We start from the raw sequence: 20,148 nt of genomic DNA on the forward strand, positions 1-20,148 counted from the left end.
CTTGAGGAGGACCGGCCGTGGCACGTCAGCTTCTGACCGTCGGCCCGGACGGCGAGGGCGAGTTCCGGACGATCGCGGAGGCGCTGACGCGGGCCCGCTCCGGCGCGGTGATCAGCGTGCGGCCGGGCGGTTACCCCGAGGCGCTGACCGTACGGACCAGGGTGTCGATCGTCGCCGACGGTCCGCCCGGCAGCGTACGGATCGAGCCGGTCCGCGGCACCGCGATCACGCTGGCCGCCGACGCCGTGCTCCTGACCGAACTCGTGCTGCGCGGCGGCGAGGGCGACCTGCCGGTGGTCGACGCGGTACGCGGCCAGGTCGCGCTGGAGGGCTGCGAGGTGGTCGGTTCCGGCTGGACCGCGGTGCTGAGCCGCTCCGGCGGTTCGCTGGCGATGCGCAACTGCCGGATCACCAACCCGATCGGCGCCGGCATCGTGGAGACCGCGGCGGCCGGCAGCGTCATCGAGGACTGCGTGCTGGAGCACCTGGGCACCTCGGCGATCGTGATCAGCGAGCAGGGCCGGGCCACCGTACGCGGCTGCACCCTGCGGGACGCGCGTGGCAACGGCGTGCTGGCGAACGGCACGTCGCGCGGTTCGGTGGAGGACTGCGAGATCTCCTCGACGGACAAGCCGGCGCTGGCGCTTGAAGGTTCCACCGCGGTGACGGTGGCCCGTACCTCCGTGCACGGCGCGGCGGTCGGCGCGTATCTCGCCACCTCGGTGCGGACCAGCCTGGACGAGGTGCGGATCAGCGACACCGGCGGCCACGGCATCGTGGTCGCGGCCGGCTGCGACCCGCAGGTGCGGGCCTGCTCGACCGCCCGCACCCGCGGCGGCGGCCTGGTCGTCACCGGCCGGTCGCGCGGGACGTACGCCGACTGCGAGTTCACCGGCGCCGGCGGCCCCGGCGTGCATGTCGCCGAGTCGAGCGCGCCGGTGCTCACCGGGGTGCGGGTCGCGGACAGCGAGGGCATCGGCGTGCTGCTGATCGAGGAGTCGGCGGCCGAGTTCGACCGGCTGACCGTCGCGGACACCGGCGGCATCGGCATCTCGGTGCGCTCCGGCGCCAACCCGCTGCTGCGCCGGGTGCGGGTGACCGGCAGCCGGGGCCCCGGTGTGCTGGTCGCCGAGGACGGGCGGGGCCGCCTGGAGGACTGCACCATCGAGGACACCAAGGCGCACGGGCTGCGGATCGAGGGGCACGGCAATCCGCACGTCGGCAACAGCGTGATCCGCGGGGCGGGCAAGTCCGGGGTGTCGATCGGCGCCCGCGGCCTCGGCTCGCTGCGGGACTGCGAGGTGACCGGGGCCGCGGACAACGGCGTGACGGTGGAGGACGGCGGCGAGGTGTCGCTGGTCCGGATCCGTTTCACCTCGGCCGCCAAGCACGGTGCGCTGCTCGCGGCCGGCGGCCGGGCGACGCTCACCGGCTGCGAGGTGGTCGACAACGGCGGCGACGGCATCCGGGTGGACAGCACCGAGCAGGTCACGGTGGCCTCGTGCACCGCCCGCGGCAACAAGGGCGCGGGTCTGCGGGTCGCCAAGGGCGCCGGCCCCCGCTTCACGCTCACCGACCTGACCAGCACCGACAACCGCAACCCCGATGCGTGGCCGGGCGCGGAACCGGCCGCGCCGGGCGACCACGGCACCTCAAGCGGCGAGAGTATCCCCGGCGCCGAGGCCGAACCGGCGGCCCCGCAGGGGCCGTTCGCCGAACTCGACGCCCTGGTCGGCCTGGCCGGCGTCAAGCACCAGGTCAACACGCTGGTGAACCTCGGCCGGCTCGCCCAGCGGCGCGCCCAGCTGGGCATACCCGCGCCGCCGATGAGCCGCCACCTGGTCTTCGCCGGCCCGCCCGGCACCGGCAAGACCACCGTCGCCCGGCTCTACGGCAGCATCCTCGCCGAACTGGGCCTGCTGCCGTCCGGGCACATCGTGGAGGTCTCCCGCTCCGACCTGGTCGCCCAAGTCATCGGCGGCACCGCCATCAAGACCACCGAGGTCTTCGAACGGGCCCTGGGCGGCGTGCTCTTCATCGACGAGGCGTACACCCTGCTGTCGGACAGCAAGGGTTCGGGCGCCGACTTCGGCCAGGAGGCCATCGACACCCTGGTGAAGCTGGTGGAGGACTACCGCGACGAGGTGGTGGTCATCGTGGCCGGCTACTCCCGCGAAATGCAGGACTTCCTCGCCGCCAACCCGGGCCTGGCCTCGCGCTTCACCCGCACCATCGAGTTCGACAACTACTCGGTGGACGAACTCGTCACCATCACCGAGAACATGTGCGCCGCCCACCGCTACGTCCTGGACCCGCTGGCCCTGCAGGCGCTCAACCTGCACTTCACCCGGATGAAGCGCGACGCCACCTTCGGCAACGGCCGCGCCGCCCGCCGGGTCTTCGAGGAGATGGTCGACCGGCAGTCCTTCCGGCTGGCCTCACTGCCCGAGGCGACCGAGGCGGACCTGCTGCAGATCCTGCCCGAGGACGTCGGCGAGGAGGAGGCCGCGGAGCTCCGCGGCGGCGACCCCGCCGCCCCCGGGGACTCCGACGTCCTGGCCCGGCTGCGCGGCATGATCGGCCTCGGCGCGGTCAAGCGCGAGGTCGGCGGCATCCTCGACCTGCTCACCACCGCCCGCCAGCGCCAGGCGGTCGGCCTGCCCACCCCCAAGGTCAGCCACCACCTGGTCTTCTCCGGGCCGCCGGGCACCGGCAAGACCACCGTCGCCCGGCTCTACGCCGATCTGCTGCGCTCCTTCGGCGTGGTCCCGCGCGGCCAGCTGATCGAGGTGGCCCGCGCCGACCTGGTCGGCCGGTACATCGGCCACACCGCGCAGCTCACCACCGAGGCGTTCGAGAAGGCCATGGGCGGGGTGCTCTTCATCGACGAGGCGTACGCGCTGACCCCGGAGAACTCCCCGCAGGACTTCGGCCGGGAGGCGGTCGACACCCTGCTGAAGCTGATGGAGGACCACCGGGACGAGACGGTGGTCATCGTGGCCGGCTACACCGGTGAGATGGCCCGCTTCCTCGACGCCAACCCTGGCCTGGCCTCGCGGTTCTCCCGCCATGTGCACTTCGAGGACTACACCACCGCCGAACTCATCGAGATCATCAAGGAGATGACCGCCACCGCGGGCTACAAGTGCGCCCCGCCCACGCTGGCGGCCCTGCACGACTATCTCGACGCGATCCCCCGTACCCGTTCCTTCGGCAACGCGCGGCTCGCCCGCCAGCTCGTCGAGTCGATGATGACCCGGCAGGCCGGCCGGCTCGGCTCCGTCGCCAGCCCCGACCTGGAAGCCCTCACCCTGCTCCTCCCGCAGGACCTCCCCTACGCCGACGAGCCGGACGCGGCGCAGGAAGCCGCGCGTTGACCGGCAGCCCGGGCGCCGGCCGGCGCCCGGGCCCCGCCCCGGTCAGCGGTGCGGCCGGCCGCCGCGGCGCCTGGGACGCTGCGGGCCTTGCCGGCCGGCCGCCGGGCCCATCGCGCCCTGTGACGCGTCGGGGCCCCGGCCCCCACTCTGATACGCTGATTCAGCGACGTCGGGCTGCCCCAGCGTGATCATCCGGTCACTCAGCGGCAGCGGATAAGCGGTACGGAGCACGCGAGATCCTGTGCAAGAATTGTCTCGCACCAAGCACCAAGCAAGGTCCTGTGGAGCAGTTTGGAGTGCTCGCCACCCTGTCAAGGTGGAGGCCGCGGGTTCAAATCCCGTCAGGACCGCTGCGGCTGGGTAGCTCAGTTGGTACGAGCGACCGCCTGAAAAGCGGTAGGTCGCCGGTTCGACCCCGGCCCCAGCCACCGCACGACAGAGGGCCCGTCTCCGGACGGGCCCTCTGTCGTTCCGGCGCGCCCGCACCCCCCAACGTGTGCCCGCGGGCTCCGGCCCGCGGCGCCGTCAGCGCCCGCCCGGGTGCCGGTGCCGCCAGAACCAGAACACCGCGGTGGAGACCCCCGCCCACGCCCCCAGCACCACGAACGGGAAGGCGTGCTGATGCCCGCCGAAGTACACCGCGGTGTGCTGGGCGTTGACCGAAGCTCCCGGCGGCAGCCAGCGCCCGATCGTGCCGAGCAGCGAGGGCAGCAGCGGCCAGGACACCGCCCCGCCCGACGAGGGGTTGCCGAGCACGACCATCAGGCCCCAGGTGGGGAGCATCGCCCAGCGGCCGACGAGGGTGTTGAACATCGAGAAGACCATGCCGGACGTGAACATCGTCAGTGCCAGGATCAGCCAGGACTCGGCGAACGGCAGCCGCAGGGCGCCAAGGCCCCAGTCCACCACCGCGCAGATCGCGAAGCCGCCGAGCAGCGCGTAGGCGACGATGAAGCCGATCCGCTCCTGCGGACGCAGCTCGCGGGCGTTGACGCTGAGCTGGATCGCCCCGACGAAGCCGATGATCACCGCCGCCAGCGAGATGTAGAAGATCGTCAGGCCCCGCGGGTCGCCCTTCTGCAGCGGGTTGATGTCCCGGACCGTGACCCGTACGCCCAGCGACGCGCCCACCCGTGGCGCCGCCCCGGCGAGCAGCTGGGCGACGGCCGCCCCCGAGGCCGAGGAGAGGTACAGCCGCGGGTGCGGCCCCGACCGCGGCTCCGGACCCGGACGTGGCTCCGGGCCCGGCTCCTGGAGGATCGCGAAGACCTTCTGCGCCTCCACCGCCTCGCGGGCGGACGCGAAGTCGTCGTAGTGGTGCAGCTCCAGCGACGCGCCCAGCGCCTTCTCCATGCCCGCCACGAACTCCGCCCGCTTCACCTGCGAGCCGGGGACGCCGGTGACGGCGGTGGGGATGTGCCGCGGGGTGGGGTTGGCCATGGTGTACGTGTACGAGCCGGCGAAGAGGCCGGCCACGGCGGCGATCAGCAGCACCAGCACACAGGCCGGGTAGAACGGCGAGGTCCGGAACGCCGCCCAGCGTGTGCGCCACTTCCCCGGTCCGGCGCCGGCCCCCGCAGCCTCCTCCATGGCCTCACGCTAAGCCGTGCCCGCCGGACCCACCCGTCACACTGGGCCGCCCGGATCACAGCGCCGCCCGGGGTGGGGCGCAGGTCACCGGAAATGGGTTCGCCGCGGCAGGCCGGCGGGTGCGATGCTTGACGGCGTATGTCTACCCAACCCTCCTCCGCTGAGCTGGCCCGACGGCTGTCCGCGCTGACCCTGCGCGACGAGCAGCGGCTCGGCCGACGGCTCGACGGCGCCCGGCGGATCCGCAAGCCCGAGGCCCGTGACAAGGTGCTCGCCGAGATCGCCGCGGAGATCGACAAGGGCGAGCTGCGGGTCGAGGCGCGCCGGGCCGCGGTGCCGGCCGTCACGTACCCCGAGCAGCTGCCGGTCAGCCAGAAGAAGGACGACATCCTGGCCGCGATCCGCGACCACCAGGTGGTGATCGTCGCCGGTGAGACCGGATCGGGCAAGACCACCCAGATCCCGAAGATCTGCCTGGAGCTGGGCCGCGGGGTGCGCGGCCTGATCGGCCACACCCAGCCGCGCCGGATCGCCGCCCGCACGGTGGCCGAGCGGGTCGCGGAAGAACTGCGGACGCCGCTGGGCGGCGCGGTCGGCTGGAAGGTCCGCTTCACCGACCAGGTCGGCGACTCCACCCTGGTCAAGCTGATGACCGACGGCATCATGCTGGCCGAGATCCAGACCGACCGCGAGCTGCGCGCGTACGACACGATCATCATCGACGAGGCGCACGAGCGCAGCCTCAACATCGACTTCATCCTCGGCTACCTCGCCCAGCTGCTGCCCCGCCGCCCGGACCTGAAGGTCGTCATCACCTCGGCGACCATCGACCCGGAGCGCTTCTCCCGGCACTTCGGCGACGCGCCGATCGTGGAGGTCAGCGGGCGTACGTATCCGGTGGAGGTGCGGTACCGCCCGCTGCTCGAGGAGGTCACCGGGGACGCCGAGGGCACCGCGGACGCGGACCGGGACCAGGTCAGCGCGATCTGTGACGCGGTGGACGAGCTGCAGGCCGAGGGGCCGGGTGACATCCTGGTCTTCCTCTCCGGCGAGCGGGAGATCCGCGACACCGCCGACGCCCTGGACAAGCACCTGACCCGCGGCGGCAACGCGGTGCGCTCCGGCACCGAGATCCTGCCGCTGTACGCGCGCCTGTCCTCGGCCGAGCAGCACCGCGTCTTCCAGCAGCACTCCGGCCGCCGGGTGGTGCTGGCCACCAACGTCGCCGAGACCTCGCTGACCGTCCCCGGCATCCGCTACGTCATCGACCCGGGCACCGCCCGGATCTCCCGCTACAGCCACCGCACCAAGGTGCAGCGGCTGCCGATCGAGCCGATCAGCCAGGCCAGCGCCAATCAGCGCAAGGGCCGCTGCGGCCGTACCTCCGACGGCATCTGCATCCGGCTCTACGACGAGGACGACTTCCTCACCCGCCCGGAGTTCACCGACCCGGAGATCCTGCGCACCAACCTCGCCTCGGTGATCCTGCAGATGACCGCGGCCGGCCTCGGGGACATCGCGAAGTTCCCCTTCATCGACCCGCCGGACAGCCGCAACATCAAGGACGGCATCCAGCTGCTGGAGGAGCTCGGCGCGCTCGACCCGCAGCAGAAGGACCCCGGCAAGCGCCTCACCGCCACTGGCAGGAAGCTCTCCCAGCTGCCGGTGGACCCGCGGCTGGCGCGCATGGTGCTGGAGGCCGACCGCAACGGGTGCGTCAGCGAGGTGATGGTGATCGCCGCCGCGCTCTCCATCCAGGACCCGCGCGAACGCCCTGCGGAGAAGCAGGCGCAGGCCGACCAGCAGCACGCCCGGTTCCGCGAGGAGACCAGCGACTTCCTCGCCTTCCTCAACCTGTGGGGCTACATCCGGGACCGGCAGAAGGAGTTGTCCTCCTCGGCCTTCCGCCGGATGTGCCGCAACGAGTACCTGAACTATCTGCGGATCCGCGAATGGCAGGACATCTACAGCCAGTTGCGCACCGTGGCCAGGCAGCTCGGCATCGAGATGCGCGAGCCCGGCCGCACCGAGCAGGCGGTCGACCCGCAGCGGATCCATGTGTCGCTGCTGGCCGGTCTCCTCTCGCACCTCGGGCTGAAGGACACCGACAAGAACGAGTACCTGGGCGCCCGCAGCGCGAAGTTCGCCGTCTTCCCGGGCTCCGCGCTCTTCAAGAAGCCGCCGCGCTGGATCATGTCCGCCGAACTGGTGGAGACCTCCCGGCTGTGGGCGCGGGTCAACGCCAGGATCGAACCGGAGTGGGTCGAACCGCTGGCCCAGCACCTGGTCAAGCGGACCTACAGCGAGCCGCACTGGGAGAAGGACCAGGCGGCGGTGATGGCGTACGAGAAGGTCACCCTCTACGGCGTCCCGCTGATCGCCCAGCGCAAGGTGAACTACGGGCGGATCGACCCCGAGGTCTCCCGCGAGCTGTTCATCCGCAACGCCCTGGTCGAGGGCGACTGGCGCACCCACCACCAGTTCTTCCACGACAACCGCAAACTCCTCGGCGAGGTCGAGGAGTTGGAGCACCGCGCCCGGCGCCGCGACATCCTGGTGGACGACGAGACGCTCTTCGACTTCTACGACTCCCGGCTGCCCGAAGACGTGGTCTCCGGCGCCCACTTCGACTCCTGGTGGAAGCAGCGGCGCCGCGAGGAACCGGAGTTGCTCAACTTCGAGCAGTCCATGCTGATCAACGAGAACGCGGAGGCGGTCACCAAGGCCGACTACCCCGACTCCTGGCGGCAGGGCGCGCTGAAGTTCCGGGTGACGTACCAGTTCGAGCCGGGGGCCGACGCGGACGGCGTCACCGTCCACATCCCGCTGCAGGTGCTCAACCAGGTGACCGCGGACGGGTTCGACTGGCAGATCCCGGGCCTGCGCGAGGAAGTCGTCACCGAGCTGATCCGCTCGCTGCCCAAGCCGATCCGCCGGCACTACGTCCCCGCGCCGAACTACGCGAAGAAGTTCCTGGAGCGCGTGGTGGCAGGTCCCGACCCGCTGCCGGTGGTGCTGGCCCGGGAGTTGCAGCGGATGGTCGGCGTGCCGGTCAGCGCGGAGGACTTCGACCTGTCCCGGGTGCCGGACCATCTGAAGATCACCTTCCGGGTGGTCGACGAGCGGCGCCGCAAGATCGCCGGCGACGCCGAGGACAAGGATCTGGACGCGCTGCGGCTGCGGCTCAAGCCGAAGACCCGGGAGGCCATCACCCGCGCCTTCGAGCGGGCCTCCGACCCCGCGCTGGCCACCATGGAGCAGCGCACCGGCCTGAAGGACTGGACCGTCGGCACGCTGCCGCGCACCTTCGAGACGCGGCGCGCGGGCCAGCCGGTGAAGGCCTACCCGGCGCTGGTGGACGAGGGCGGCTCGGTGGCGGTGCGGCTCTTCGACACCGAGCCGGAGCAGGCCGAGGCGATGTGGCGGGGCACCCGGCGGCTGATCCTGCTCAACGTGCCGGTGAATCCGGCGAAGTTCGTCGCCGACCGGATGTCCAACCAGCAGAAGCTGGCCCTGTCCCGGAACCCGCACGGCTCCGTACAGGCGCTCTTCGAGGACTGCGCGACCGCCTCGGCGGACCGGCTGATCGCCGCGCACGGGGGCCCGGCGTGGGACGAGAGGAGCTACCGCAAGCTCTACGAGGCGGTACGGGCGGAACTGGTCGAGCAGACGGTACGCAGCGTGGAGCGGGTCCAGCAGGTGCTGGCCGCCTGGCACTCCTGTGAACGGCGCCTGAAGGACACCACGAGCCTGGTCCTCGTGCCGAACCTCCAGGACGTCAGGGAGCAGCTGGCGGCCCTCGTACACCCCGGTTTTGTGACGGACACCGGGCTCGCCCGGCTGCCCGACCTGATGCGGTACCTGGTGGGGATCGACCGCAGGCTCCAGCAGATGCCGTCCGGGGCGGCGCGGGACACCACCCGGATGGAGAAGGTGCGGGAGATCCAGGCGGAGTACGCGGAACTGCTCGCCGCGATGCCTGCGGGCCGGCCGTGGCCGGCCGCGGTCCGGGACATCCGGTGGATGATCGAGGAACTCCGGGTCAGCTACTTCGCGCACGCCCTGGGCACCGCGTTCCCGGTCTCCGACAAGCGGATCTTCAAGGCGCTGGACGAGGCGTGGGCCCTCGCCGGGCCCTGACCTGATTCCGGTTCGACCCCGCCCCCTGACCTGCTGTACAGTCTGTCTCGCAGCGAGGTCCTGTGGAGCAGTTTGGAGTGCTCGCCACCCTGTCAAGGTGGAGGCCGCGGGTTCAAATCCCGTCAGGACCGCACAACCCCGAAAGGCCCGCCCCGGCAACGGCAGCGGGCCTTCGACGCGTTCAAGGCCCTGCTGAGGCCGCGCCCCGCGGCGCCAGCCGCGCGACAGACGCAGGAAATCCCGTCAGGACCGCACAACCCCGAAAGGCCCGCTTCCCCCGAGGAAGCGGGCCTTCGTCGTGTGCGGATGGCGGCCGGCCTTCGTCGTGTGCGGATCGGCGGGCCGGCGGCGTAAGAGCTTCGTGGCGGGGCAAGTCCCTTGAGGGGCGCGGGAGTTGACGGCGCCGCAGGTCGACGGAGCATGCGGGCAGGGGGAGTTCATTACCGTACGGGCGGGAAGATCCACAAGCACCCGGAGATGTGACGGGAGTCACTGAAAGTCGTTCGAAAACGGGGGAATCCGAGGCCCTTCGGAAGGGCGTCGATAGAATATGTGCAATGGTACCGACCAGGGGGACGACTTGGGCGTTGGCGAGCAGGAGCCCCCAAGACCCCACAGACCCCGCCCCTCCCGCCCGGACAGGGCCCCCGAACCCGCAAAAAAGGGATCGCACCGGACCCGGCGGAGTCCGATGCGATCCCGTGAAGCTGTGTGAAGCTGCGTACAAGCCGTAAAACGATGGAACTACCCGCCGGCAACCCTGATGGGGGCAGACCTGCCGTCGGGGCGGGCGGCGAACTGGGGTGGGGGCCCCAAACCGCCCAGAAGGGCTGTCAGGCCTCGGTCCGCTGCTGCGGAATGCCCGCCAGAAGTGCGCGGACCTCCGCCTCGCGGTACCGGCGGTGACCGCCGAGCGTGCGGATGGACGTGAGCTTGCCGGCCTTGGCCCAGCGCGTGACCGTCTTCGGGTCGACGCGGAACATGGTCGCAACCTCAGCAGGGGTGAGCAACGGCTCGGCATCAGGGGTGCGAGCGGTCATGAGCGGCCTCCTCGAGAGAACCGAACCAACGCGGTTCTTTCCTCTAAATTCTGCACCTTGACCCGCGTTGCCCGAAATGGCGGACGCGGGCCGAGTCGGTAATAGGACGAACGGCTTGTCCTCGGCACTACAACTACACCATCCGTCCAGCCACGTCGGCCAAACCGATGGATTTGCCCTCTCAGGTGTTCAACCTCGACGGAAGCCGATGGACCATGCCATAACGGACAGTCACACCAACGCGACAATCAGTCACAGCGCGATCACCTGCAACATCCCCACCTTTGAATCGAGTCCGAGGTGGACCCGATGTCCCATTTTGGCATGACACATGGTGATGCAGGCAAGGGTCAAGTCATGTGCTCTGTGTCACGCTTGGGCCAATCTTGGCCCATGAACCCCGTCCGCGTCACACCGGCCCGCGGCCGACCGGCCGCCAGTTGGTCCAGACCGATCCACCACGGCCTCCCGGCCGGTCCCGGCCGGCCCGGGCTCAGCTGGAGAACTGGAGTTCGCGTACGGCCCGCCAGCGGTCGGTCAGGCGTTCGTACGCCACCCCCGCGGCGGCCGAGTCGCCCTCGCGCAGCGCGGCCAGTCCCTCGGCCACGTCCGCCGCCGAGTGGTCCTCGGCCAGCTTCTCGGGATCCACCACGTGCACCAGGCCGCCGTAGTCGAGTTCGACCATCGACCGCGGGTGGAACTCCTCCAGCCAGCGGCCGACATCGATCAGCCCGTCGATCAACGGGCCTTCCTCCAGGGCGTCCTTGAGCACCCGCAGCGACCGGGCCACCCGCCGCCGCGCCTGCACCATCGGGGTCCGGTACCGCAGCAGCGGCTCCTTGGACTCCCCCGCCCCGGCCGGCTCGTACTCCCGCTCGTCGTCACCGACCAGCGCGAACCAGCGCACCGGCACGTGCCAGGTCGCCGAGCGGATCCACGGCCGGGCGTCGGGGTTGCGCTCGCGCCACGCCTCGTGGTCGGCGGCCGCCTGGCGCCGTACGACCGGCGGCAGCATCGCGTCGAGGACCGAGTCCGGCACCAGCGCGCCGGCCCGCTCCAGGGCGAGCCAGCCGCGCAGCCGGGTGCGCCACGGGCAGATGTGGGTCACCCCGCCGATCACCGCCACGAAGGCGTCCCGGCTCTCGTGCACCGGGACCGCGATGGGCGGCACCGGCACGAGATCGGCCAGCGACTGCCGTAGTTCGTCCTGTGCGGTACGAACAGTGCCCGCCGCCGCATATCGGTACCAGTGCGTGCGTTCGGGCTCGGGGAAGGCCGCCAGGGGCTCGTAGACCCGCAGATACGCCGCGTACGGCACCACTCCCGGAGAACCGCCCACACCTGCTCCCTCGCCGCCGTCCCGACTCCCCGATCGTCCCACGCGGCCAGGCCCCCCGGAGGTGATCCCGGCCACTGCCCCGGCGATCGGGTCAGCACCATGATCCGCCCTCATGATCCGCCTCCATGATCGGTCCCGCAGGGCCTACGCTGAGGCCATCAACCCCTCCGCCACCCGTACGGGGGGCGAGAGCCCATGAAACCCACTGGGACCACTGGACTATGGGAGTCACCACAGTGACCGACGTACGACAGACCGTCCGGCCCGACGAAGGCGTCGTGGCCGAAGGTGTCCTCGCCAAGCTGTTCCGATCGGAACAGGGCGGGCACGAGCAGGTCGTTCTCTGCCAGGACCGCGCCTCGGGCCTCAAGGCCGTCATCGCGATCCACTCCACCGCCCTGGGCCCGGCCCTGGGCGGCACCCGCTTCCACGCCTACGCCTCCGACGACGAGGCCGTGGAGGACGCGCTCAACCTCGCGCGCGGCATGTCGTACAAGAACGCGCTGGCCGGACTCGACCACGGCGGCGGCAAGGCCGTGATCATCGGGGACCCGGACACCCTCAAGTCCGACGAGCTGCTGCTCGCCTACGGCCGCTTCGCGGCCTCCCTCGGCGGCGCCTACGTCACCGCGTGCGACGTCGGCACCTACGTCGCCGACATGGACGTGGTCGCCCGGGAGAACCGCTGGACCACCGGCCGCTCCCCCGAGCAGGGCGGCGCGGGCGACTCCTCGGTGCTGACCGCCTTCGGTGTCTTCCAGGGCATGCGCGCCGCCGCCCGGGCCCAGTGGGGCGAGCCGTCGCTGCGCGGCCGGCGGGTCGGCGTGGCCGGGGTGGGCAAGGTCGGGCACCACCTGGTGGAGCACCTGCTGGACGACGGCGCCGAGGTGGTGATCACCGACGTCCGGCGCGAGGCCGTCGACCGGATCACCGCCCGCCACCCGGGCGTCACCGCGGTCTCCGACGCCGACGTGCTGGTCCGTACCCCGCTGGACGTCTACGCCCCCTGCGCGCTCGGCGGGGCCCTGGACGACACCACCGTGGCGGCGCTGACCGCCACCGTGGTCTGCGGCGCGGCCAACAACCAGCTCGCCCACCCGGGCGTCGAGAAGGACCTCGCCGACCGCGGCATCCTGTACGCGCCCGACTACGTGGTGAACGCGGGCGGCGTCATCCAGGTCGCGGACGAACTGCACGGTTTCGATTTCGACCGGGCCAAGGCGAAGGCGACGAAGATCTTCGACACGACCGCGGCCATCTTCGACCGCGCCGCGGCCGACGGCGTACCGCCGGCGGTGGCCGCCGACCGCCTCGCGGAGCAGCGGATCGCCGAGCGCACCCCGGCCGCTCACTGGTTGCGTCCGGTCGCCGACTGACTGCTGTCCGGCACCGTCCGGGGGCCCCTTCCGGCCCCCGGCGTGACCGATAGCACGACCCGATAGCAAGTTCGCGCTAGAAGAAGGTAAAATCGGGCCTGACCAGGCAGGACAGGGCTGTGAATAGGGCCTGTTCCGACGCGTCTCGTGCGGGCGGCGTACCGTGCGGCGTCGGAAGCAGGTACCGTTGAGGCCCTAAGGACCGGTCTCCCCCCGGGAGACCGCTCCGATTCATGAACGCGTGTCAAGACTCGGGGCCGTTGAGCCCCGCCGTTGAGGGGGTCGAGCCATGGGGCGCGGCCGGGCCAAGGCCAAGCAGACGAAGGTCGCCCGCCAGCTGAAGTACAACAGCGGCGGCACGGATCTCTCACGTCTGGCCGAAGAGCTGGGCGCATCGCCGTCGAGGCCGGTTAATCCGGCTCCTGTCGAGGACGATGACGAAGAGAACGAAGACGACCCGTACGCTCAGTACGCGGATCTCTACAACGACGACGATGACGAAGAGGACGAGGACGAGTCCCAGCAGTCATCGCCGCAGCGCCGTCGCGCTTGACGCCGCCGCCATCACGCTGACCCGGCCCGGGGCTCGCTCGGACCGGGTTTCGCGTCAGCTCCCATAGTCACCGGTCAGCTCCACGGCCGGTGTGCCGCTGTGGCGTGCGCCGATGTCCCCGGCGACCCAGGCTTCCGTGCCCCGGTCGGCGAGGACGCTCAGCACCACGTCCACCGACTGCGGCGGCACCACGGCGATCATTCCCACGCCCATGTTCAGCGTCTTCTCCAGCTCAAGGCGCTCGACGCCGCCCAGCTCCCCCACCGTGGTGAAGACCGGGTCGGGCGTCCAGGTGCCGCGGTCGACGCGGGCGTGCAGCCCGTCCGGCACGACCCGCGCCAGGTTGTTCGCCAGGCCGCCGCCGGTGATGTGCGAGAAGGCGTGCACCTCGGCGGTACGGGTCAGCGCCAGGCAGTCGAGCGAGTAGATCCTGGTGGGCTCCAGCAGCTCCTCGCCCAGGGTCCGGCCGAACTCCGGCACGTCCCGGTCCAGCGCCCATTGGGCCCGGTCGAAGAAGACATGCCGGACCAGGCTGTACCCGTTCGAGTGAAGTCCGGAGGAGGCGATGGCCACCACCACGTCACCCTCCCGGATCCGGTCGGCGCCCAGCAGCTCGTCCGCCTCCACCACTCCGGTGCCGGCGCCCGCCACGTCGAAGTCGTCGGCGCCCAGCAGCCCCGGGTGCTCCGCGGTCTCGCCGCCGACCAGCGCACAGCCGGCCAGCACACAGCCCTCGGCGATGCCCTTGACGATGGCCGCGACCCGCTCGGGGTAGACCTTGCCGACGCAGATGTAGTCGGTCATGAACAGCGGTTCCGCGCCGCAGACCACCAGGTCGTCCACGACCATGCCGACCAGGTCGTGGCCGATGGTGTCGTACACGCCCATCCGGCGGGCGATGTCCACCTTGGTGCCGACCCCGTCGGTGGCCGAGGCCAGTAGCGGGCGTTCGTAGCGCTTGAGGGCGGAGGCGTCGAAGAGCCCGGCGAAGCCGCCGATGCCGCCCACGACCTCGGGGCGGGTGGCCTTGCGCACCCACTCCTTCATCAGGGTGACGGCGCGGTCGCCCGCCTCGATGTCGACGCCGGCGGCGGCGTAACTGGCACCGGTTCTCTCAGGCATGACTGGCACTTTCGGGTCGGATCTCGGGTCGGATCGGCACGGCGTACGGGACCTGGGCGCGGCTCACGGCCTGCGCAGCGCGTCCGCGGCATCGGCGCCGCCGGCCAGCTCGGTCTCCAGCAGCTGCTTGCCCAGCAGCTCGGGGTCGGGCAGGTCCATCGGGTACTCGCCGTCGAAGCAGGCCCGGCACAGGTCCGGCTTGGCGATGGTCGTCGCCTCGACCATGGCGTCCAGCGAGATGTACGCCAGCGAGTCGGCGCCCATCGAGATGCCGATCTCCTCCACGGTCATGCCGTTGGCGATCAGCTCGGCGCGGGTGGCGAAATCTATGCCGAAGAAGCACGGCCACTTCACCGGCGGTGAGGAGATCCGTACGTGCACCTCGGCCGCGCCCGCCTCGCGGAGCATCCGGACCAGGGCACGCTGGGTGTTGCCGCGGACGATGGAGTCGTCCACCACGACCAGGCGCTTGCCGCGGATGACTTCCTTGAGCGGATTGAGCTTGAGCCGGATGCCGAGCTGCCGGATGGTCTGCGAGGGCTGGATGAAGGTCCGGCCGACGTAGGAGTTCTTCACCAGGCCCGAGCCGTACGGGATGCCGCTGGCCTCGGCGTAGCCGACCGCGGCCGGGGTGCCGGACTCCGGGGTCGGTATCACCAGATCGGCCTCGACCGGGGCCTCCTTGGCCAGCCGGCGGCCCATCTCGACCCGGGAGAGGTAGACGTTGCGGCCCGCGATGTCGGTGTCGGGGCGGGCCAGGTAGACGTACTCGAAGACGCAGCCCTTGGGGCGGGCCTCGGCGAAGCGGCTGGTACGCAGGCCGTGCTCGTCGATGGCGACCAGTTCGCCCGGCTCGATCTCGCGGACGAAGCTGGCACCGCAGATGTCCAGGGCGGCGGTCTCCGAGGCGACCACCCAGCCGCGCTCCAGGCGGCCGAGCACCAGCGGGCGGATGCCCTGCGGGTCACGGGCGGCGTAGAGGGTGTGCTCGTCCATGTAGACGAGGCTGAAGGCGCCCTTGACCAGCGGGAGGATCTTCATGGCGGCGGCTTCGACGGAGAGCGGGGAGCCGTCGGCGGCGACCTGGCCGGCCAGCAGGGCGGTGATCAGGTCGGTGTCATTGGTGGCCGCGACCTTGGTGGCCCGGCCCGGGGCCTGCGGCATTTCGGCGACCATCTCGGCGAGCTCGGTGGTGTTCACCAGGTTGCCGTTGTGGCCGAGGGCGATGGAGCCGTTGGCGGTGGCGCGGAAGGTGGGCTGCGCGTTCTCCCACACCGAGGCTCCGGTGGTGGAGTAGCGGGCGTGCCCGACGGCGATGTGGCCGGTCAGGGAGCCGAGGGAGGTCTCGTCGAAGACCTGGGAAACCAGGCCCATGTCCTTGAAGACCAGGATCTGGGAGCCGTTGCTCACTGCTATGCCCGCGGACTCCTGTCCACGGTGCTGCAGTGCGTACAGCCCGAAATAGGTGAGCTTGGCGACCTCTTCACCGGGGGCCCAGACACCGAAGACGCCACACGCGTCCTGGGGGCCCTTCTCACCGGGGAGCAGGTCGTGGCTGAGTCGTCCGTCACCACGAGGCACGTTGTCGAGTCTAGGGCAGGTTCGTCCATCGGCCGAACGAGGGACACGGGACACGGATGGCTCTATGCGCGTAGCCCCTTGGGGGACAAGGCCGTGTGATGTACGCCGCCGGCCGGCCGGCGGCCGGCCGCGGGGGCGGATTCCGGGTCGCGGCGGCGCTTTCCGCGGCCGTGCGCCGGGGGTGGCGGAAACCCTGCGTCACCGGCCGCCGGGTCCTCGGCGCGGGTCCCGGGCTTCTCCGCGCGCCCTCACCCCATCACCGGCAGGTACGGCCCGAGGTCCGCCCGCTCACCGCTCGCCGCCACCTTCGCGGTGGCCACCGCCGCACTCCACGAGACGCGCCCGGTGGCCAGCCGGATCCAGGTCAGCGGGTCGGTCTCCACCACATTGGGCGGGGTGCCCCGGGTGTGCCGGGGCCCGGCCACGCACTGCACGGCCGCGTACGGCGGGATCCGGACCTCCACGCTGTTCCCCGGCGCGCCGGCCGCGAGCGCGTCCGCCAGCAGCCGGACGACCGCGGCGAGCGCCTGCCGGTCCAGGGGTACGTCCACGCCGGTCGCCCGGGACAGGTCGTCGCTGTGCACCACCAGTTCCACCAGCCGGGTCACCGTGAAGTCCAGGGCCCGCATGCCGTCGAACGGGTGGACGACGATCCGGTCGGGCCGCAGCGCCTCCTCCTGCTGGGCCGGCAGCAGCGCGGCCTCGGTGTCCAGGGCGTCGACCGGGTCCGCGGTCCGCCCGGCCTGCTCCCGGGTGGCGGCGTCCAGCCGGTCGGCGATCTGGGCGGTGGACCGCACCCAGGTGTCCAGGTCGGTGACCTTCGTGCCGGGCGGCGCGGGCTCCTCCGCGAGGGCCGAGCGCAGCGCGCCGACCTGCCGTACCAGGTGCACCACCAGCGTCCGCACGTCCCACCCCGGCAGCCCGCTGGACGCGGCCCACTGCTCGGGCGTCAACTCCCGCACCGCGGCCTGCAGATGCCCGACCTGTGCGCCGAGCGCGGCCCAGGTCCTGGCGGGATCGTAGGTACGGGGGCGGCGGTTTCCTGCGGGCATGCGCCGGAGCCTATCCCGCCGGGCAGCCGGGGGGCCGCAACGCGATACGGCCCCCGCGGCCGGTGCGTCAGGCCTGGCGCGGGCGCTCGAAGGTCAGCAGCAGACCCTCGACGGCGCCGGGACCGATCCGGCCCTTCACGTCGCCCCCGGTGATCTCCTTCAGCTGCCAGCCGTCCTCGGCGTGCTTGTTGAGCGTCTTCTCCAGCTTGCCGCTGTCCAGGGCATCGCCGATCAGCGCTTCCCGGAAAGTGACGACCTTGTACTCGTACATGCGTGAAGTCCCTCGCTTTGCGTGTTCCTACGGTTGTCCGCCGGCCCACAGGTCCGCTGATCCGCTGATCCGCTGATCCGCTTCTCGGCTTGTCCGGTGAGCGTCCGGGGACAGCCAACCATGTTTGGCCCGGCGGCGGTCAGCGGTCGGGGGAGGCCGGCTGCCGCGCCCCGGACAGCCGGGTCAGCCGTGCCCTGCGCTCCGGGCCGAGAGACGTGAAGTGGCCTACCGCGTAAGCGGCGTACTCCTCCAGGCCCGCTTCGTGGATCATCGTGATCACGGTGGCGACGGAGTCCGGGAACTGGTCAGGGATGCCATGGATCAGTTCGCGCGCCGGGTCGTCCAGGTCGTGCCCGCGCAGGGCGGCCAGCCACGCGACCGTGCCGGCGAAGGTCAGCCGGCCGGCCATCCTCCGCAGCGCCCGCCCGACCTGGGCCTGGCAGCCGGCCGCGCACAGGGCGGCCGCGGTGTACGCGGCCGACCCGATGTCCCCGGACCCGGCGCTCAGCAGGCCGCGCACCTCGGTGGCCGTCGGTGCGGTGGCCGTGGCCTCCCCGTCCTCCCTGCCGGTGGCCGCCAGCAAGGCCGCCAGGACGGCGCCTTCCGCGGGGAGGTGCTCCCTGAGCACGGCGACCCGGCCGACGGCCCGGGTCCGGTCGGTCCGCACCAGATGGGCGAGGAGGACGGCCAGGCTCTTCGGGGTGTCGGCGAGGCGCAGTTCCCGCAGGGCCGCGACGAAGTCCTCGTCGCTGTCGAGGGCCGGCAGCGCGCTGAAGAACGCCTCGCCGTCACCGTGGCCGGGTACGGAGTCCAGGATCGCCAGCCGCGCGCCGACCGAGCGCTGCGCGACCGCGGCCAGCAGTGCCTTCGCGTCCCGGTTCCACCGGTGTTCCTCGAACCACCGCACCAGCCGGGCGACGTCCGTGGTGGACCGGCCGGCGGCGTCGGTGACCAGCCGGCCCGCGTCGACCGGGCGGCCCATGTCCCGCAGCGCCGCCATCAGCCGGGGTGTCGTCCCGACCGGGGCCGCGAGGGCGGCGGCCCGCACCAGGTCGGGCACCGCGCTGTCGCGGCCCGTCTCCCGCAGGAGATCGGCCAGTTCGGTCACCCCGTCGGGGGACAGCGTCCCGGCGGCCACCCGCAGCACCGTCAGCGCGCGCCCGTCCATCCCCGCGGCCCACAGCGCCCCGCAGAGCGCGGCCAGGTCCCGCGGTGCCACCGCCTCCCGCACCGCGGCGGTCATGATCAGGTCCGCGCCGTCCGACCCGGCCTCCTCGAACGCCCGCACCACACGGACCAGTTCACCAGCAGGCCGCCGTACGACGTGGTCCGCGGCCTGTACGTACAGGTCGAGCGCCTTGTCCCGCCAGCCCATCGCCAGCAGCGCGTCCGCCAGCCGCACGGTCTCCGGCCCAGACCCCGCGGCGCGCAGGACGGCGAGGTCGGCGTCCTCGTCGAGGCCGGCCGACCGCAGCGCTCCGACCAGGGCCAGGATCTCCTCGGTCCCCCGCGCCGCGGCCTCCGCGGCACCGATCAGCCGGACCGCCTCGTCGTCGTGGCCGATCGCCCGCAACGCCGCGATGGTGTGGGCCACTTCGTGCGGATCGCCACGGACGACGTGCGCCAGCAGGTCGTCGGTGATCGCCTCGGTGCCGTCCAGCGAGTACAGCGCCTCGACGCAGGCGGCGATCGTCCGTGGTCCCCGCGTGACCATCGAGGCGAGCACGAGGACGGCGTCGTCCCCGTGCTCCTCCGCGCTCAACCGGGCGATGACGGCGGCGACTTCCTGGGCGGGCCGCTGCCGGCCGACCGCGGTCAGGAGTACCCGGGCGGAGTCGGACCTGCCGGCGGCACGCAGCCGTTCGGCGTGGGCCACGACCTCCCGCGGCCGGCCCCAGAGCATCGGCCGCAGCTCCCCTGGCACCTGCGGAGCGCCGGGTGCGGTCACGGGACGTGCCGGGGCCTGGTGACGGTTCCGTGCGAAGGCCAGTGTGCGGCCCGAGTTGCTGAGCCGCTGCTGCGGCAACGGCCTTCCCTTGGCGCGCAGTTCGGAGTGCAGCCGGTCGTAGATGCCGGTCACCTCGATGAGCGGGCCGCCGCCGGGTACGCCGTCCTCCAGCAGCCGGATCAGCTCCCCGGTGAACGCGGTGTACGGCTCCCCCGGCGGGGCCAGTGCCTGCCGGGTCGCCGCACTCGCGGTCAGCAGGTACGACCCGGCGATCCTGGCCTGCTCGGCGAGTTCCAGCGTTCCGCTCATCCCGCCGGTCATCGCCCGGCCGCTGTAGCAGCAGTCGAGGATCATCACCCGGTTCGCCTGCCGGGCGCCGCTGAGCACCTCCCGCCGCACCGAGGTGAAGTCCACCGAGGTGTAGGGGCGGCGCAGATCCGTACCGGGCAGCGACAGCAGCAGGTCGTCCCCGTCGGTCAGCCCGTGCCCGGCGTAGTAGACGAGCAGCGTGTCCTGTGCCCGCCCGGCCGCCTCGTGGATCGCGTCCAGCACCTCGGTGGGGGACGCCGGCTCGGGCACCTGGACGCAGTGGCCGGCCGGGAGCCCCCACACCGAGGGGTCGGTCAGCAACTCCCCCAGCCGGGCGAGGTTGTTGGTGACCGCCGGCAGGTCGTCGAGGCCGGGGTCGGTGTAGGCCGAGACACCGATCAGGACGGCACAGGAGCGGGCCGGGTCGGCGAGTTCCCTGGCTGTTTCCAC

General features: G+C 71.9%; 12 protein-coding genes and 3 tRNA genes. 7 read left to right on the top strand and 8 right to left on the bottom strand.

What is annotated here, in order from left to right:
• Positions 1-17: 17 nt before the first annotated feature.
• The 3 genes from OG552_RS15750 to OG552_RS15760 all read left to right on the top strand — a co-directional run bounded on the left by OG552_RS15750 (position 18) and on the right by OG552_RS15760 (position 3,805).
• Complete coding sequence (locus OG552_RS15750; RefSeq protein WP_329133382.1) at positions 18-3,377, top strand: right-handed parallel beta-helix repeat-containing protein; 3,360 nt, start codon at positions 18-20, stop codon at positions 3,375-3,377.
• Between the two features lie 275 nt (positions 3,378-3,652).
• Positions 3,653-3,727 (top strand) — tRNA-Asp (locus tag OG552_RS15755).
• A gap of 4 nt (positions 3,728-3,731) precedes the next feature.
• A tRNA-Phe gene (locus OG552_RS15760) sits at positions 3,732-3,805 on the top strand.
• Positions 3,806-3,902: 97 nt separating this feature from the next.
• On the opposite strand, the gene OG552_RS15765 is transcribed toward OG552_RS15760, so the two are convergent.
• Positions 3,903-4,967, bottom strand: a complete 1,065-nt coding sequence (locus OG552_RS15765; RefSeq protein ID WP_329133384.1) for an ABC transporter permease — start codon at positions 4,965-4,967, stop codon at positions 3,903-3,905.
• Positions 4,968-5,105: 138 nt separating this feature from the next.
• Here OG552_RS15765 and hrpA point away from each other — a divergent pair, with 138 nt between their 5' ends.
• Together hrpA and OG552_RS15775 are read left to right on the top strand one after the other, a co-directional pair.
• Entirely contained in the window at positions 5,106-9,107 is a 4,002-nt protein-coding gene (hrpA, locus tag OG552_RS15770; RefSeq protein ID WP_329133386.1) for an ATP-dependent RNA helicase HrpA, read from the top strand.
• Between the two features lie 56 nt (positions 9,108-9,163).
• Positions 9,164-9,238, top strand: a tRNA-Asp gene (locus tag OG552_RS15775).
• 702 nt (positions 9,239-9,940) lie between these two features.
• Here the strand turns inward: OG552_RS15775 and bldC are convergent.
• Both bldC and OG552_RS15785 read right to left on the bottom strand, forming a co-directional pair.
• Positions 9,941-10,147 carry a developmental transcriptional regulator BldC gene (gene bldC, locus OG552_RS15780; protein WP_033321412.1) on the bottom strand — a complete coding sequence of 69 codons (207 nt, stop codon included), beginning with the start codon at positions 10,145-10,147 and terminating at the stop codon, positions 9,941-9,943.
• Between the two features lie 493 nt (positions 10,148-10,640).
• Positions 10,641-11,486 (bottom strand): hypothetical protein, encoded by an 846-nt coding sequence (locus OG552_RS15785; protein ID WP_329133388.1) that lies wholly within the window; start codon positions 11,484-11,486, stop codon positions 10,641-10,643.
• Between the two features lie 221 nt (positions 11,487-11,707).
• Here OG552_RS15785 and OG552_RS15790 point away from each other — a divergent pair, with 221 nt between their 5' ends.
• A complete protein-coding gene (locus OG552_RS15790; protein WP_329133390.1) occupies positions 11,708-12,862 on the top strand; it encodes a Leu/Phe/Val dehydrogenase in 1,155 nt (384 codons plus the stop codon).
• A 289-nt stretch (positions 12,863-13,151) separates the two neighbouring features.
• Complete coding sequence (locus OG552_RS15795) at positions 13,152-13,415, top strand: DUF3073 domain-containing protein (RefSeq protein WP_329133392.1); 264 nt, start codon at positions 13,152-13,154, stop codon at positions 13,413-13,415.
• 54 nt (positions 13,416-13,469) lie between these two features.
• Here OG552_RS15795 and purM read toward each other — a convergent pair whose 3' ends face one another.
• The 5 genes from purM to OG552_RS15820 all read right to left on the bottom strand — a co-directional run bounded on the left by purM (position 13,470) and on the right by OG552_RS15820 (position 20,148).
• Positions 13,470-14,537 carry a phosphoribosylformylglycinamidine cyclo-ligase gene (purM, locus tag OG552_RS15800; RefSeq protein ID WP_329133394.1) on the bottom strand — a complete coding sequence of 356 codons (1,068 nt, stop codon included), beginning with the start codon at positions 14,535-14,537 and terminating at the stop codon, positions 13,470-13,472.
• A 63-nt stretch (positions 14,538-14,600) separates the two neighbouring features.
• Positions 14,601-16,118 carry an amidophosphoribosyltransferase gene (gene purF, locus OG552_RS15805; protein WP_329133396.1) on the bottom strand — a complete coding sequence of 506 codons (1,518 nt, stop codon included), beginning with the start codon at positions 16,116-16,118 and terminating at the stop codon, positions 14,601-14,603.
• 248 nt (positions 16,119-16,366) lie between these two features.
• Positions 16,367-17,170, bottom strand: a complete 804-nt coding sequence (locus OG552_RS15810; RefSeq protein ID WP_329133398.1) for a maleylpyruvate isomerase family mycothiol-dependent enzyme — start codon at positions 17,168-17,170, stop codon at positions 16,367-16,369.
• A 67-nt stretch (positions 17,171-17,237) separates the two neighbouring features.
• A complete protein-coding gene (locus OG552_RS15815) occupies positions 17,238-17,441 on the bottom strand; it encodes a DUF4177 domain-containing protein (protein WP_329133400.1) in 204 nt (67 codons plus the stop codon).
• A 139-nt stretch (positions 17,442-17,580) separates the two neighbouring features.
• A complete protein-coding gene (locus OG552_RS15820) occupies positions 17,581-20,148 on the bottom strand; it encodes a caspase, EACC1-associated type (protein ID WP_329133402.1) in 2,568 nt (855 codons plus the stop codon).

It is taken from the genome of Streptomyces sp. NBC_01476, from assembly GCF_036227265.1.
Classification (GTDB): domain Bacteria; phylum Actinomycetota; class Actinomycetes; order Streptomycetales; family Streptomycetaceae; genus Actinacidiphila.